The sequence below is a fragment of the Nocardiopsis lucentensis DSM 44048 genome (assembly GCF_000341125.1).
Taxonomy (GTDB): Bacteria; Actinomycetota; Actinomycetes; order Streptosporangiales; family Streptosporangiaceae; genus Nocardiopsis; species Nocardiopsis lucentensis.
The window spans coordinates 9,486-21,155 of record NZ_ANBC01000849.1; the positions used below are offsets into that span (position 1 = coordinate 9,486).

Sequence of the window (11,670 nt, forward strand, 5' to 3'; positions counted from 1 at the left end):
GACCGCACGGACGATGGCGGCCCGGCGTCGGGCGAGTTCGACCGCGGAGCGCCGCTGGACGGTGCGCAGCAGGCGGCCGAGGAGGGGTTTGCCGGGAGGGGCGTCGCCGACCCCGGCGATCTGACCCTCGTAGGCCATGACGCCGTCCAGGAGGAGTTCGGGGCGGCGGACGACGGCGCGGGCGAGGGCGGCGGCCTGAGCGGGGGTACGGACGGGGGAGCGGTAGGTGCCCACGCGCAGTCCGGGGCCGAGCGGCTGCCAACTGGTGTCGATGTCCAGGCACACGCGGATGGGGGGTGCGTCGGGGCCGCGTTCGTCGGCGGCTCGGGCGACCGCGGTGCTGATGAGGTCCAGGTGGGCGGTGGAGTCCACCATGAGGGTGATGCCGCGGGACGCCGAGGGGGTGCGCGCGAGCTGGACGAGGGCGTCCTGGTCGGCGGTGGGGTAGGCGACGAGGATGTCGTCGCTGATCGGGCCTTGTTCCTCGTCGGTCGCCAGCCAGAGTGCCTCGGGGAGGGTGAAGGCCATGACCCCCGCGTAGCCGGGCAGCTCCAGGGCCGCGCGCATCAGGTGGCGGCAGCGGAGGGACTTGCTGACGACGCGGATGGGGCGGCCGTGGGCACGTCGGGTGAGAGCGGTCGCGTTGGCGCGGAAGGCGGCCAGGTCGACGACGGCGAAGGGGGCCTGGAGGTCGCGTGTGGCCGCCTCGTACTTCTCGCGCGGGTTTGTCATGTTTTGAGGATGCCAGAACATGAATAGATTTCATATTCCTTGGAGTGGCCGTTCCCGGACGCGTGTGTGGCGGCCACGACCCGGCCGAACCCGCGCGCGGCTCGACAGGTGCCGATATCCTGGAGCATCCTGGCTGATCAGCCGGTGTCCGATCCCTGGAGTGGTTTTTTCCATGAGTGAGCGCGAGTACGTCCTGACCCTTTCGTGTCCCGACAGCAGGGGCATCGTCGCTGCGGTGGCCAACCTGCTGTCCGACCACGGTTGCAACATCACCGAGAGTCAGCAGTACGGTGACCACTACACGGGACGCTTCTTCCTGCGGATGCAGTTCGTGGCCGAGAGTGGAACGGACGGCGCGGCGGTCGGCGAGGACGCTCTGCGGGGCGCGTTCGCGGCGCTGGCCGGCGACTTCGGCGACGGGGGCGGTGACCCCGTGGTGGAGTGGAGCCTCCAGGCCCGCGACATCCGCCCGCGCATGATCGTCATGGTCTCCAAGTTCGGGCACTGCCTCAACGACCTGCTCTACCGCCAGCGCAGCGGGCTGTTGGACGTCGACATCGCCGCAGTGGTGTCCAACCACCCCGACCTGGAGTTCCTCGCCGACTCCTACGGCGTGGACTTCCACCACCTGCCGGTGACCCCGGCGACCAAGGGGGAGCAGGAGGCGCGGCTCCTGGAGCTGGTCGACTCCTACGACGTGGACCTCATCGTCCTGGCCCGCTACATGCAGGTGCTCAGCGAGCAGCTGTGCACCAAGATGTCCGGCCGGATCATCAACATCCACCACTCCTTCCTGCCGAGTTTCAAGGGCGCGCGCCCCTACCACCAGGCACACCGGCGCGGGGTGAAGCTGATCGGCGCCACGGCCCACTACGTGACCGCCGACCTCGACGAGGGGCCGATCATCGAGCAGGAGGTGTCCAGGGTCGACCACACCCACAGCCCGGAGCAGCTCACCGCGATCGGCCGGGACCTGGAGTCGGTCGCGCTGGCGCGTGCGGTCAACTGGCACGCCCAGCGCCGTGTCCTGCTGAACGGGGACAAGACGGTCATCTTCGACTGACGCGTGTGCGGTTCTCCCGGGGCGGCACGCCGGGTCGGAGCCGTTTTCGGACGCATAGGGGGGCGCCTTCGGGCGCCCTCTCGTTTTCCCGTCCACAAGGTTCGCGGCGCGGTTTTGGGGCAAGGATGGTATTGCCGTTACCTTTCTGACCTGGGAAATCTTACTCACTGTATCTTGTCGACCACGAACAGTGCGTATATGGTGTGTTGAGGTAGATTCCCGTCGGTACACAGGTCGGAAACGGTGACCGGGTTTCGGTCCGCTACTCCTGGGGTGCTTCGCCCGAGGGGGAGGACAGAAATGGGTGACCAGCGTGTCAGGGAGGTGGCCCCAGGCCACCGACCTCCGACACCGGCCGCGGCCACGGGTCTGGTGCACACTGCTTAGGGGGACCGGTGTCGGATACCAGGAGCGAGGCAAGGGTGCCCGGGGCCCGCGACGCGGCCCAGGGCGAGCGCGGCGCCGGCGGCGCCGGACACACGCACATCGCCGACGGCGTGGTCGCGAAGATCGCCGGGATGGCCGCGCGGGAGATCGGTGGCGTCCACGCCATGGGCGGAGGCGCGGCGCGCGCGGTCGGAGCCGTGCGCGACGCGGTGACCCGAAGCGGTGACGGCGGGTCGGTGACCCGAGGGGTCTCGGTCGAGGTGGGGGAGCGCCAGGCCGCCGTCGACATCGACCTCGTCGTCGAGTACGGCGTGGCCATCCAGGACCTGGCCGCCGCGGTGCGCCGTAACGTCACGGCCGCCGTGGAGAGGATGACCGGGTTGGAGATCACCGAGATCAACATCAGGGTCGACGACATCCACCTGCCCGACGACGGTGATGACGCAGGCGCCGAGCAGGGCGGGGGCGGCGGCGCGCCCCGGGTCCAGTAGCGGTGGGCGAGGGCGACGAACCGGCGGAGACCGCCGCGCGCCTGGCCGAGGCCGCGCTCTGCTTCCCGGACGTGGTGGGGCTGTCCGCGGGAGCGTTCGGGACGATCAGCACTCCGGCGCGCGGCGGATTCGTCCACGGCGTCGCGGTCCGGTCGGGGGCGGTCGAGGTCGGGCTCGTCGTGCGGTTCGGGAGGCCGATCCCGGGGGTCGTCACCGAGGTACGGGACGGGTTGGGGCCGCTCTCCGGAGGACGCGCCGTCCACGTGTTCGTGGAGGACGTGGTGGCAGGGCTCGGAGGGGACGCGCCGTCCGGTGGCTGAGGTCGCCGCGGGCGCTGGAGGCGGTTGGACACGAGAGGGGGAGGCCATGTGGCCGATCGTGGGGTTGGCGTTCGGGACGGTGCTGGGTCTGGCCGGGGCGTTCGGCGGGTTCGCGGCCTTCGGTCTGGTGCTGGGCCTGGGGATCGCCGGGTTCGTCGCGGGGCGGGCGGTGGAGGGCGAGATCGACCTCGCCCAGGTGTTCACGCGGCGCTCGGCCTAGGGGCGCGTGTGGAACGGTGGCGCGACGGGCGACTGACGGTCCCGCGGCAGCGGAGCTGGCCGGGGCCGGAGGGCGTCGTCGGCCGAGACCCCGGAGGGCGGACGGGCATCCCGCCGCGTGTGGTCGAGCGGGTCGCGTTGCAGGCGATCCGGGAGGTTCCCGGGGCCGAGCCCGCCCGGTCACGTGTGGCCAGGGCCCGGATGGGCGGCGGCGTCGTGCGGTTGCGGCTGCGGATCGTGGTGCGCTACCGGGATCCGGTGGGCCGGGTCGCCGGACGGGTGCGCTCGCACGTCAGGGAGCGGGTCGAGTGGGCCACGGGAGGACGGGTCCACCACGTCGACATCGAGATCACGGAGTTGGTGCGCTGACATGACCACCGTGGAAGAGGCCCTGGGCCGTCCCGACCAGGGAGTCGACCGGCGGGCGAAACGCGTGGCGGTCCACACGTTCCGTCCTCGCAGGTCCTGGCCCGCGGTGATGACGGGGGCGGTGATCCTCGTGCTGGCCGTGGTGTCGGCCGCCGAGGTCATCTCGGCCCTGGCGGGCAGCCCGCTGCGGATGATCCCGGTCGGGGCGGCGACGGACTACGCGGAGACCACGACGTGGTCCGAGCCGTCGGTCCAGATCGCCTCGGCGGTGCTCGCCGCGATCGGGCTGGCCCTGATCGTCATCGCGTTGGCCCCCGGCAACGGGCGGTGGACCGCGCTGCGCACCGACGACCCGGCGCTGGTGGTCGGGTTGACCCGCCCGGCCCTGCGCCGGACGGTGTCGTCGGCGGCGCAGGAGGTCAGCGGGGTCGACTCGGTGCACGTGGTGCTGAGAGGGCAGCGGATACGGGTCCACGTGCGCACGGGCACACCCGACTGGGAGGGGCTTCCGGCCGAGGTGACCGCGGCCGTGGAGCGCCGGTTGGAGGAGTTGGCTCCGCTGCGCAGCATGCGGATCGTCACGCACGTGCGCTACGCGGAGGACTGACATGGGTCGGGACATGAACCGCCGGTCGGCCAGGGGCAACCGCGTGGGCCTGCTGGCCGTCGGGTTGCTGTTGATGATCGTCGGTCTGGCGGCGCTGGCCGCGGGCCGGGGCGTCCTCGGGCCGGACCTGGCCGGGGAGGCGATCGCCGGTACGCGGGTCAGGGAGCTGCTCGACCAGCGGTGGGTGCCCTACGCGGCGGTCGCGGTGGCCTTCCTCTCCGGGTTCCTCGCCCTGCGGTGGCTGCTGGTGCAGGGCATGAACGACACGGTCGGCAGGGTGGTGCTCGACCACGGCCCGGGCGGGCGCGTGGAGATGAGCGAGAGCGTGGCGCGCGGCGCCCTCGAACAGGAGGTCGCCGAGTACCCCGGGGTACGTCGGGCGCGGGCCCGGCTGACCGAGTCGAGCGAGGCGCCGCACCTGCGGCTCGCGCTCCTGCTGGAGGAGGACGCGGACGTGACACGGGTGTGGGAGCGGGTGCGCTCGGAGGCGTTGGCGAACCTGGGTGAGGCGCTCGACCTGGAGCGGATCCCCACGGTCATCCGGATGTCGGTGGCCGCCCCGGCGCGGGTTCCGCGCCGCGGCCTGGTGTGAGGCGGGTGCGGACCCCCGATACCGGGACGAAGGCCTCTGGCGGGGCCGTGGCGCCCGTGGGCCTCTCGGGTCATGGTCGACGATCGCTGTGTCCACGACTTCCTGCCCGGTCAGTGCGGGCTCTGCCGCCCCGCGTCCCCGGGGCTGACCGACCGCGTGACGGTCACCGAGGGCGGGACCGTGTTCCACCGGTCCCGAGGGTGCGCGGCGTTGGTCGACGGTCAGCGCAAGGCGGGGCGGATGGGACTTGAGGTGCATGACCCGGAGGTGGTGCCGCTCGAATGGGTGCGGTACGACCGTCAGCCGTGCGAACAGTGCTTCCCCGACCATGCGCTGCAGGATTCCGATCCGGGACCCTCGCGCGGGGGTCGCCGTTCGGCGCGAGCAACGTCGGCGCCGCACAGTTGGCGGAGGCGCGGTCGATCGCCTCGGTCGCGGCGGTGCAGAACCACTTCCACGTGCACCACGACGGCGACGCAGCCCTGCTGCGGCAGTGTGAGGAGCTGGGGATCGCGTACGTGCCGTTCTTCCCCCTGGGCGGTGGACGGGCGCCGATCGACGCGGAACGGGTGGAGCGGGTCGCGGCCAGACACGGCGCGACGGTCGCGCAGACCGCGCTGGCCTGGTTGCTCGCCGCCTCGCCCCGGATCCTGGCCATCCCGGGCACGGGGGTGGCCGACCACCTGGAGGAGAACGTGGCGGCGTCGGGGATCCGCCTCACCGAACGGGACCGCGTCGAACTCACTCCCAGCCGTCGTCGTCCTCCTCCGAACGGACGATGCGCTCCGCCTCCATGACCACCTCGTCCCTGAGCGTTCGCATGTGGTGGTGCTCGTCCTTCATCAGTGCCAGACCGCAGAAGAGCTGGTCGAGCAGCCGGTCTCCCTTGAGCTCGTCGGGGATGCGGCAGGAGCGCCCGGTCAGCTCGACGTCGAACTCCCGGACGGTGGGCTCGCTCTCGCCGCTCTCCGGCCTGGTCCAGCCGTGGACGCTGAACGTCCAGCGGTCCATGCCCCCGGTCCGCAGGACGTAGTACTCGGAGTCGTCGCGGTGGCACTGGAGCGGCAGTCTGACGGCCAGGGTGTGGTGGACGCGTCGCCACGGGGGTTCCGGACGGAAGTGGTGCAGGTCGGAGAACAGTGTCTTGCGCAGTTCCTCGTACGACCTGGCCAGGCGGGTGAGGCCGGTGGTCACCGAGAGCAGGTCCTGCCTGTTGTCGCACCAGTCGATGCTGGAACGTCTGCGCTCCCACTCGGAGAGCACCCACTGATGGAGTTCCCGGTGCAAGGGTTCCGGGAGGGGACGGGCGTCCTCGATGATCTCCACGGCGAACCGGATCCCGTTGTGGAGCCGGGCGTAGCGCTCCCTCAGGTCCATGTGACCACGCCTTCCGTTCCGAGGGTGGGGGCGTTCCCCGTCCGTCTGACGCGGTGCGCGGCCGTGGTTCGGGCGGGTCCGTCAGCACGTCGATGACGTTGACGGCGGGGCCGCCGCGCGAGGCCCCCCGAATGTCGACGAACGACCGTTCGCCGACACCCCGCCGGTGACCGCGAACCCGCGGGTGGACACCGTCGGGAACCCCGTGCCGGAGAACCCTGTGGTCCTTCGGCGACCACCGGGAGCATGACCCGGGCGTTCCGCCGCACCCGACCGGCGTGGGTGCGGCGGAACGCCGGATTCACTCCGGGGTCTCGCCCGCCAGCAGGGCGCGCACCCCCTCGCCGGTGGTCTCCACCAGCTCCTCTCCCACGAACAGCCACCGGGTGATCCCGATCGAGTCCAGGAACGCCAGGTCGTGGCTGGCCACGATCAGCGCGCCCTCATAGGACTCCAGGGCCCCCGTCAACTGCCGGACGCTGGACACGTCCAGGTTGTTGGTGGGCTCGTCCAGCAGCAGCAGCTGTGGCGCGGGGGAGGCCAGCAGCAGGGCCGCCAGCGCCGCCCGGAACCGCTCACCGCCCGACAGGGTCCCGGCGGCCCGGGCTGCCCGCGCCCCCCGGAGCAGGAACCGGGCCAGCTGGGCGCGGATGCGCTGCTCCTCCACGTCCGGTGCCAGGCGCTCGACGTTCTCGGTCACCGTCAGGGCGTCGTCCAGCACGTCCAGCCGCTGGGGCAGGAACCGGGCCGGGACGAACACCCGCGCCGACCCCCGCGCCGGTTCCAGCTCCCCGAGCAGGGTGCGCAGCAGGGTGGTCTTGCCCGCCCCGTTGCGGCCCACCAGGGCGATCCGCTCGGGGCCGCGCACCCACAGGTCCGCGCCCGACAGGGCCCCGTGCACCGGGGTCAGCCCCTCGGCCCTGAGCACCTCGCGACCCGAGGGCACCGCGGTCCCGGGCAGCTCCACCCTGATCTCGGCGTCGCTGCGCACGGCCTCGGCGGCCTCCTCCCGGCGTTCGCGCGCCTCCTGGAGGCGGTCCTCGTGGACGTCCTTGAGCTTGGCCGAGGACTCCTGGGACCAGCGTCTGAGGTTGCCCGCAGCGATCTTGGGGATGCCGCCCTGGGCCTGCACCCTGCGGTTCTGCTTCAGACGGCGGGCCAGTTTGGCACGGGTCTCCTCCAGTTCTCGCTTCTGGCGCCTCATGTCGGCGTCGGCGGCGCGCAGGGCGCGCTCGGCAGCCTCCTGCTGCACCGCCAGCGCCTCCTGGTAGTCCGACCAGCCGCCCCCGTACCAGGTGACCGACCCCGAGCGCAGCTCGGCGACGCGGTCCACCCGCTCCAGCAGGTCGATGTCGTGGCTGACCACGATCAGCGTGCCGGTGCGCCACCCGTCCACGGCGTCGTAGAGCCGTTTGCGGGCGAACAGGTCGAGGTTGTTGGTGGGCTCGTCCAGCAGCAGGACGTCGGGCCGCTCCAGCAGCAGGGCGGCCAGACGCAGCAGGATCGCCTCGCCGCCGGAGATCTCCCCGACGGTGCGGTCCAGGCCGATGCCGTCCAGGCCGAGACCGCCCAGGGCGGCCAGGGCGCGCTCCTCGACGTCCCAGTCATCGCCGACCGTTTCGAAGTGCTCCTCGGACACGTCGCCGGACTCGATGGCCCTGAGCGCCGTCCGGGTGTCGGCGATGCCCAGGACCCGGTCGACGCGCAGGCCGGTGTCCAGGGTGATGTTCTGCGGCAGGTAGGCCAGGCGCCCGTGGACGGCGACCGACCCCGACGCCGGACGCAGCGTTCCGGCCAGCAGGCGCAGCAGGGTGGATTTCCCCGAACCGTTGGTGCCGACCAGGCCGGTGCGGCCGCGCCCGACGGTCAGGGACAGGTCGTCGAAGACGGGCGTGCCGTCGGCCCAGGCGAAGCCCATGGCGGAGACGGCCACGGAGGCACCGGTGACAGCGGGGTGGGACATGGTTCTCTCGCAATACGGAAGCGAAGTGACAGGGGCTTCGTATGCGAGCACCACGCGGCCGGGGCCGACAGGAGAGGTGAGAGGGTCCCGTTGGGGGACGGCTCGTGCACCGAGGTTCCATCCACGCGGTTCCACCGACGGCCCGGGGCCGTGGCGGGCGGCCGACGGAGGGCCGTGCCGCGTGATGATCGCGAACCTCAGATGCGCAACGTCCACCTCATTCGTAGACAACAGGACGGCCGTCACTGTACACGCTCCGCCGCCCCGTGCCAATAACCCAGGCCACGTCCTGTCCGGGAATCCCCCGCCGCGTCGGTCGGCTCCCGAAGGGCCCGCGTGTGTCGGCAGAGCAGGTCCGCCGGCTCGGGCTGACCGACGCGCCCCGTCCCCTGGCGTTCACCGCCCGGGGCTTCGCCTTCAGTACTCGATGACGTTGACGGCGGGGCCGCCGCGCGAGGTCTCCTTGTACTTGTCGTGCATGTCGCGGCCGGTGTCGCGCATGGTCCTGATGACCTTGGCGAGTGCAACGGTCAACAACGTCTGTGCGGTCACCCCTGACGGATGTAACCTGGTACCAGGTTAGGTACCAAGTGGGGTGGGAGTATGCCTGCGCTGAACATCGAGTTCTCCGAAGAAGAGATGGAGCAGATCCGCCAGGCGGCCGCGGCGGAGTCGACCAGCGTCAAGAAGCTCGCCAAGGAGAGTGTCCTCGACGCGATCCAGCGTCGCCGGGTTATGGAGGCGGCGGCGCGGGTGACCCGCGTCTCCGCTGAGCTGAACCGGAGGCTCGCCCAGTAGATGCCCCCAGACGCCGTCATCTATCTGAACGCATCCCTCATAGTCGAGATCACCGCCCTGACGCTGCGGCAGAACGACCAGAGTGACGCCGTCGCGCGGGACTACGGGCTTCTGGAAAGCGCGGCGCATCGACCACGCTCCTCCTCCTTCGGGGTGGAGCACTATCCGGGGCTGTTCGACAAGGCCGCAGCACTCATGCACTCCCTCGCTCGGAACCACGTGTTCGTCGACGGCAACAAGCGGGCCGCGTGGAACTGCGCGGCCACCTTTCTGGAGGTGAACGGGGCTCCGTTGATCGAACCCGTCGACGAGGACAGGGCGGAGGCGTTCGTCCTCGACGTCGCCACGGGAAGGCTCGGCGACATCGAGGACATCGCGGCGGCCCTGCGCACCTTCCACGTGGTGGCCTGAGACGCCCTCAGCACTCGATGACGTTGACGGCCAGGCCGCCGCGCGAGGTCTCCTTGTACTTGTCGTGCATGTCGCGGCCGGTGTCGCGCATGGTCCTGATGACCTTGGCGAGTGCAACGGTCAACAACGTCTGTGCGGTCACCCCTGACGGATGTAACCTGGTACCAGGTTAGGTACCAAGTGGGGTGGGAGTATGCCTGCGCTGAACATCGAGTTCTCCGAAGAAGAGATGGAGCAGATCCGCCAGGCGGCCGCGGCGGAGTCGACCAGCGTCAAGAAGCTCGCCAAGGAGAGTGTCCTCGACGCGATCCAGCGTCGCCGGGTTATGGAGGCGGCGGCGCGGGTGACCCGCGTCTCCGCTGAGCTGAACCGGAGGCTCGCCCAGTAGATGCCCCCAGACGCCGTCATCTATCTGAACGCATCCCTCATAGTCGAGATCACCGCCCTGACGCTGCGGCAGAACGACCAGAGTGACGCCGTCGCGCGGGACTACGGGCTTCTGGAAAGCGCGGCGCATCGACCACGCTCCTCCTCCTTCGGGGTGGAGCACTATCCGGGGCTGTTCGACAAGGCCGCAGCACTCATGCACTCCCTCGCTCGGAACCACGTGTTCGTCGACGGCAACAAGCGGGCCGCGTGGAACTGCGCGGCCACCTTTCTGGAGGTGAACGGGGCTCCGTTGATCGAACCCGTCGACGAGGACAGGGCGGAGGCGTTCGTCCTCGACGTCGCCACGGGAAGGCTCGGCGACATCGAGGACATCGCGGCGGCCCTGCGCACCTTCCACGTGGTGGCCTGAGACGCCCTCAGCACTCGATGACGTTGACGGCCAGGCCGCCGCGCGAGGTCTCCTTGTACTTGTCGTGCATGTCGCGGCCGGTGTCCCTCATGGTCTTGATGACCTTGTCCAGGGAGACGAAGTGGCTGCCGTCGCCGCGCAGCGCGATCCGCGCCGCGCTGATCGCCTTCACCGAGGCCAGCGCGTTGCGCTCGATGCACGGCACCTGAACCAGTCCGCCGATCGGGTCGCAGGTCAGCCCCAGGTTGTGCTCCATCGCGATCTCCGCCGCGTTCTCCACCTGGGCCGGGGTCCCGCCCAGCACCTCGGCCAGACCGGCGGCCGCCATCGACGACGCAGAACCCACCTCGCCCTGGCAGCCGACCTCGGCCCCCGAGATCGACGCGTTCTGCTTGAACAGGATGCCGATCGCCGCCGCGGTCAGCATGAACCGCACGACGCCCTCGTCGCCCGCGCCCGGGCTGAAGTGCAGGTAGTAGTGGAGCACCGCGGGAACGATCCCCGCCGCGCCGTTGGTCGGGGCGGTCACCACCCGGCCCCCCGCCGCGTTCTCCTCGTTGACGGCCAGGGCGTACAGCGTGATCCAGTCGCTGCCGCGCATCGGGTCGGAGTCCACCGAGGCGGGCGGCAGCAAGCCCGAGTCGTCGCACACCCCGCCCAGCTGTCGGTACAGCCGGTGCGCCCGGCGCGGCACCTTCAGCCCGCCCGGCAGGCTTCCCTCGGTCAGCACGCCGCGTCGCACGCACTGGCGCATCGCCGTCCAGATCGTGAGCAGTTCGGCCCGGATCTCCGCGGTGGTACGGCCGAACGCCCGCTCGTTGGCGAGCATGATCGCACTGATCGACATCCCCGTCTGCGCGCACAGGCCGAGGAGTTCCTCAGCCGTGGCGAAGGGGTGGGGCTGCGCGGTCTCGTCCACGGTGATCCGGTCGGCACCCGCCGCCCGCTCGTCGACGACGAACCCGCCGCCCACGGAGTAGTACACCTTCGCCGAGATCTCGGCGCCGACCGAGTCCAGCGCCACGAACCGCATGCCGTTCGGGTGGTCCGGCAGGCTCTCCTTGCGGCGGAAGTCGACGTCGACCGCCGGGTCGAACGCGACCGCCGGCCCCTCCGGGCCGCCCAGGGACAGCGTCCGCTCAGCACGCGTCCGCTCCACGAGCGCGGGCACCGCGTCCACGTCCACGTGTTCGGGCGTGTGTCCCATCAGCCCCAGGATCACGGCGGTGTCGCTGCCGTGCCCCTTGCCGGTGAGGGCGAGGGAGCCGTACAGCTCCGCCCGCACGTGCGTCACACCGGACAGCTCGCCGCGCGACCGCAGACCCTCGACGAAGGTCAGGGCCGCCCGCATCGGGCCGACCGTGTGTGAGCTGGACGGTCCGATACCTATGGTGAACAGGTCGAAGACACTGATGGCCATGGCTGTCCTCCTCGTCGAGCACAGGTGTGGCGTGTGGGCCGCGCGGGGCGCGCTGCGCCCCGCGCGGTGGGTGTTACAGGTTGGGGTAGAGCGGGTGCTGGTCCGCGAGCGCCCGCACACGG

General features: G+C 71.0%; 16 protein-coding genes and 2 pseudogenes (1 of these 18 cut by a window edge). 12 read left to right on the forward strand and 6 right to left on the reverse strand.

All coding sequences use genetic code 11. The features are described from left to right. Positions 1–732, reverse strand: a pseudogene (locus D471_RS36870) (alanine racemase); it reaches 470 nt to the left of the window's first position. 172 nt (positions 733–904) lie between these two features. Here D471_RS36870 and purU point away from each other — a divergent pair. The 8 genes from purU to D471_RS36875 all read left to right on the forward strand — a co-directional run bounded on the left by purU (position 905) and on the right by D471_RS36875 (position 5,577). After that, on the forward strand, positions 905–1,795 hold the full coding sequence (gene purU / locus D471_RS0129525; RefSeq protein WP_017601953.1) for a formyltetrahydrofolate deformylase: 891 nt from the start codon (positions 905–907) through the stop codon (positions 1,793–1,795). Between the two features lie 395 nt (positions 1,796–2,190). Beyond that, entirely contained in the window at positions 2,191–2,673 is a 483-nt protein-coding gene (locus tag D471_RS0129530) for an Asp23/Gls24 family envelope stress response protein (protein WP_026128212.1), read from the forward strand. Positions 2,674–2,675: 2 nt separating this feature from the next. Then, on the forward strand, positions 2,676–2,993 hold the full coding sequence (locus D471_RS0129535; RefSeq protein ID WP_017601955.1) for a hypothetical protein: 318 nt from the start codon (positions 2,676–2,678) through the stop codon (positions 2,991–2,993). Between the two features lie 46 nt (positions 2,994–3,039). Beyond that, a complete protein-coding gene (locus tag D471_RS41050) occupies positions 3,040–3,213 on the forward strand; it encodes a hypothetical protein (RefSeq protein WP_017601956.1) in 174 nt (57 codons plus the stop codon). 8 nt (positions 3,214–3,221) lie between these two features. Further along, positions 3,222–3,581: an Asp23/Gls24 family envelope stress response protein gene (locus D471_RS0129545; protein WP_026128213.1), complete on the forward strand. Its 360-nt coding sequence runs from the start codon at positions 3,222–3,224 to the stop codon at positions 3,579–3,581. A gap of 1 nt (position 3,582) precedes the next feature. Beyond that, on the forward strand, positions 3,583–4,188 hold the full coding sequence (locus tag D471_RS0129550; RefSeq protein WP_017601958.1) for a DUF6286 domain-containing protein: 606 nt from the start codon (positions 3,583–3,585) through the stop codon (positions 4,186–4,188). A gap of 1 nt (position 4,189) precedes the next feature. Next, positions 4,190–4,780 (forward strand): Asp23/Gls24 family envelope stress response protein, encoded by a 591-nt coding sequence (locus tag D471_RS0129555; protein ID WP_026128214.1) that lies wholly within the window; start codon positions 4,190–4,192, stop codon positions 4,778–4,780. A 305-nt stretch (positions 4,781–5,085) separates the two neighbouring features. Next, complete coding sequence (locus D471_RS36875) at positions 5,086–5,577, forward strand: aldo/keto reductase (protein WP_241479743.1); 492 nt, start codon at positions 5,086–5,088, stop codon at positions 5,575–5,577. Here the strand turns inward: D471_RS36875 and D471_RS0129565 are convergent. The 3 genes from D471_RS0129565 to D471_RS38895 form a co-directional block, all read right to left on the reverse strand. Further along, positions 5,522–6,157 carry a hypothetical protein gene (locus D471_RS0129565; protein WP_017601961.1) on the reverse strand — a complete coding sequence of 212 codons (636 nt, stop codon included), beginning with the start codon at positions 6,155–6,157 and terminating at the stop codon, positions 5,522–5,524. The two genes, D471_RS36875 and D471_RS0129565, sit on opposite strands and share 56 nt — an antisense overlap. A 301-nt stretch (positions 6,158–6,458) precedes the next feature. Continuing rightward, complete coding sequence (locus D471_RS0129570; protein WP_017601962.1) at positions 6,459–8,120, reverse strand: ATP-binding cassette domain-containing protein; 1,662 nt, start codon at positions 8,118–8,120, stop codon at positions 6,459–6,461. Between the two features lie 417 nt (positions 8,121–8,537). Further along, positions 8,538–8,654: an L-serine ammonia-lyase, iron-sulfur-dependent, subunit alpha gene (locus D471_RS38895; protein WP_241479744.1), complete on the reverse strand. Its 117-nt coding sequence runs from the start codon at positions 8,652–8,654 to the stop codon at positions 8,538–8,540. A 69-nt stretch (positions 8,655–8,723) separates the two neighbouring features. On the opposite strand from D471_RS38895, the gene D471_RS0129580 reads away from it, so the two are divergent. Both D471_RS0129580 and D471_RS0129585 read left to right on the forward strand, forming a co-directional pair. After that, the gene (locus D471_RS0129580) at positions 8,724–8,918 is read left to right on the forward strand and encodes a hypothetical protein (protein WP_017601963.1); all 195 of its coding nucleotides are present in this window, start codon (positions 8,724–8,726) and stop codon (positions 8,916–8,918) included. Next, the gene (locus D471_RS0129585; RefSeq protein ID WP_017601964.1) at positions 8,919–9,329 is read left to right on the forward strand and encodes a type II toxin-antitoxin system death-on-curing family toxin; all 411 of its coding nucleotides are present in this window, start codon (positions 8,919–8,921) and stop codon (positions 9,327–9,329) included. Positions 9,330–9,336: 7 nt separating this feature from the next. Here D471_RS0129585 and D471_RS38900 read toward each other — a convergent pair. Further along, a pseudogene (locus D471_RS38900) lies at positions 9,337–9,447 on the reverse strand (L-serine ammonia-lyase, iron-sulfur-dependent, subunit alpha); the annotation flags it as partial. 75 nt (positions 9,448–9,522) lie between these two features. Between D471_RS38900 and D471_RS0129595 the strand changes: the two are divergent. Beyond that, positions 9,523–9,717, forward strand: a complete 195-nt coding sequence (locus D471_RS0129595) for a hypothetical protein (RefSeq protein WP_017601963.1) — start codon at positions 9,523–9,525, stop codon at positions 9,715–9,717. After that, complete coding sequence (locus D471_RS0129600; protein WP_017601964.1) at positions 9,718–10,128, forward strand: type II toxin-antitoxin system death-on-curing family toxin; 411 nt, start codon at positions 9,718–9,720, stop codon at positions 10,126–10,128. Between the two features lie 7 nt (positions 10,129–10,135). Here D471_RS0129600 and D471_RS0129605 read toward each other — a convergent pair whose 3' ends face one another. After that, entirely contained in the window at positions 10,136–11,548 is a 1,413-nt protein-coding gene (locus D471_RS0129605) for an L-serine ammonia-lyase (RefSeq protein ID WP_017601965.1), read from the reverse strand. Positions 11,549–11,670: the final 122 nt, after the last annotated feature.

Excerpts from the sequence above, each read along its gene's own strand:
- D471_RS0129550 (WP_017601958.1), top strand. The coding sequence starts at position 3,583 with ATGACCACCGTGGAAGAGGCCCTGGGCCGTCCCGACCAGGGAGTCGAC.
- D471_RS0129570 (WP_017601962.1), bottom strand. The coding sequence starts at position 8,120 with ATGTCCCACCCCGCTGTCACCGGTGCCTCCGTGGCCGTCTCCGCCATG.
- D471_RS0129580 (WP_017601963.1), top strand. The coding sequence starts at position 8,724 with ATGCCTGCGCTGAACATCGAGTTCTCCGAAGAAGAGATGGAGCAGATC.
- D471_RS41050 (WP_017601956.1), top strand. The coding sequence starts at position 3,040 with ATGTGGCCGATCGTGGGGTTGGCGTTCGGGACGGTGCTGGGTCTGGCC.
- D471_RS0129565 (WP_017601961.1), bottom strand. The coding sequence starts at position 6,157 with ATGGACCTGAGGGAGCGCTACGCCCGGCTCCACAACGGGATCCGGTTC.
- D471_RS0129555 (WP_026128214.1), top strand. The coding sequence starts at position 4,190 with ATGGGTCGGGACATGAACCGCCGGTCGGCCAGGGGCAACCGCGTGGGC.
- D471_RS0129605 (WP_017601965.1), bottom strand. The coding sequence starts at position 11,548 with ATGGCCATCAGTGTCTTCGACCTGTTCACCATAGGTATCGGACCGTCC.
- D471_RS0129600 (WP_017601964.1), top strand. The coding sequence starts at position 9,718 with ATGCCCCCAGACGCCGTCATCTATCTGAACGCATCCCTCATAGTCGAG.
- D471_RS0129585 (WP_017601964.1), top strand. The coding sequence starts at position 8,919 with ATGCCCCCAGACGCCGTCATCTATCTGAACGCATCCCTCATAGTCGAG.
- D471_RS0129595 (WP_017601963.1), top strand. The coding sequence starts at position 9,523 with ATGCCTGCGCTGAACATCGAGTTCTCCGAAGAAGAGATGGAGCAGATC.
- purU (WP_017601953.1), top strand. The coding sequence starts at position 905 with ATGAGTGAGCGCGAGTACGTCCTGACCCTTTCGTGTCCCGACAGCAGG.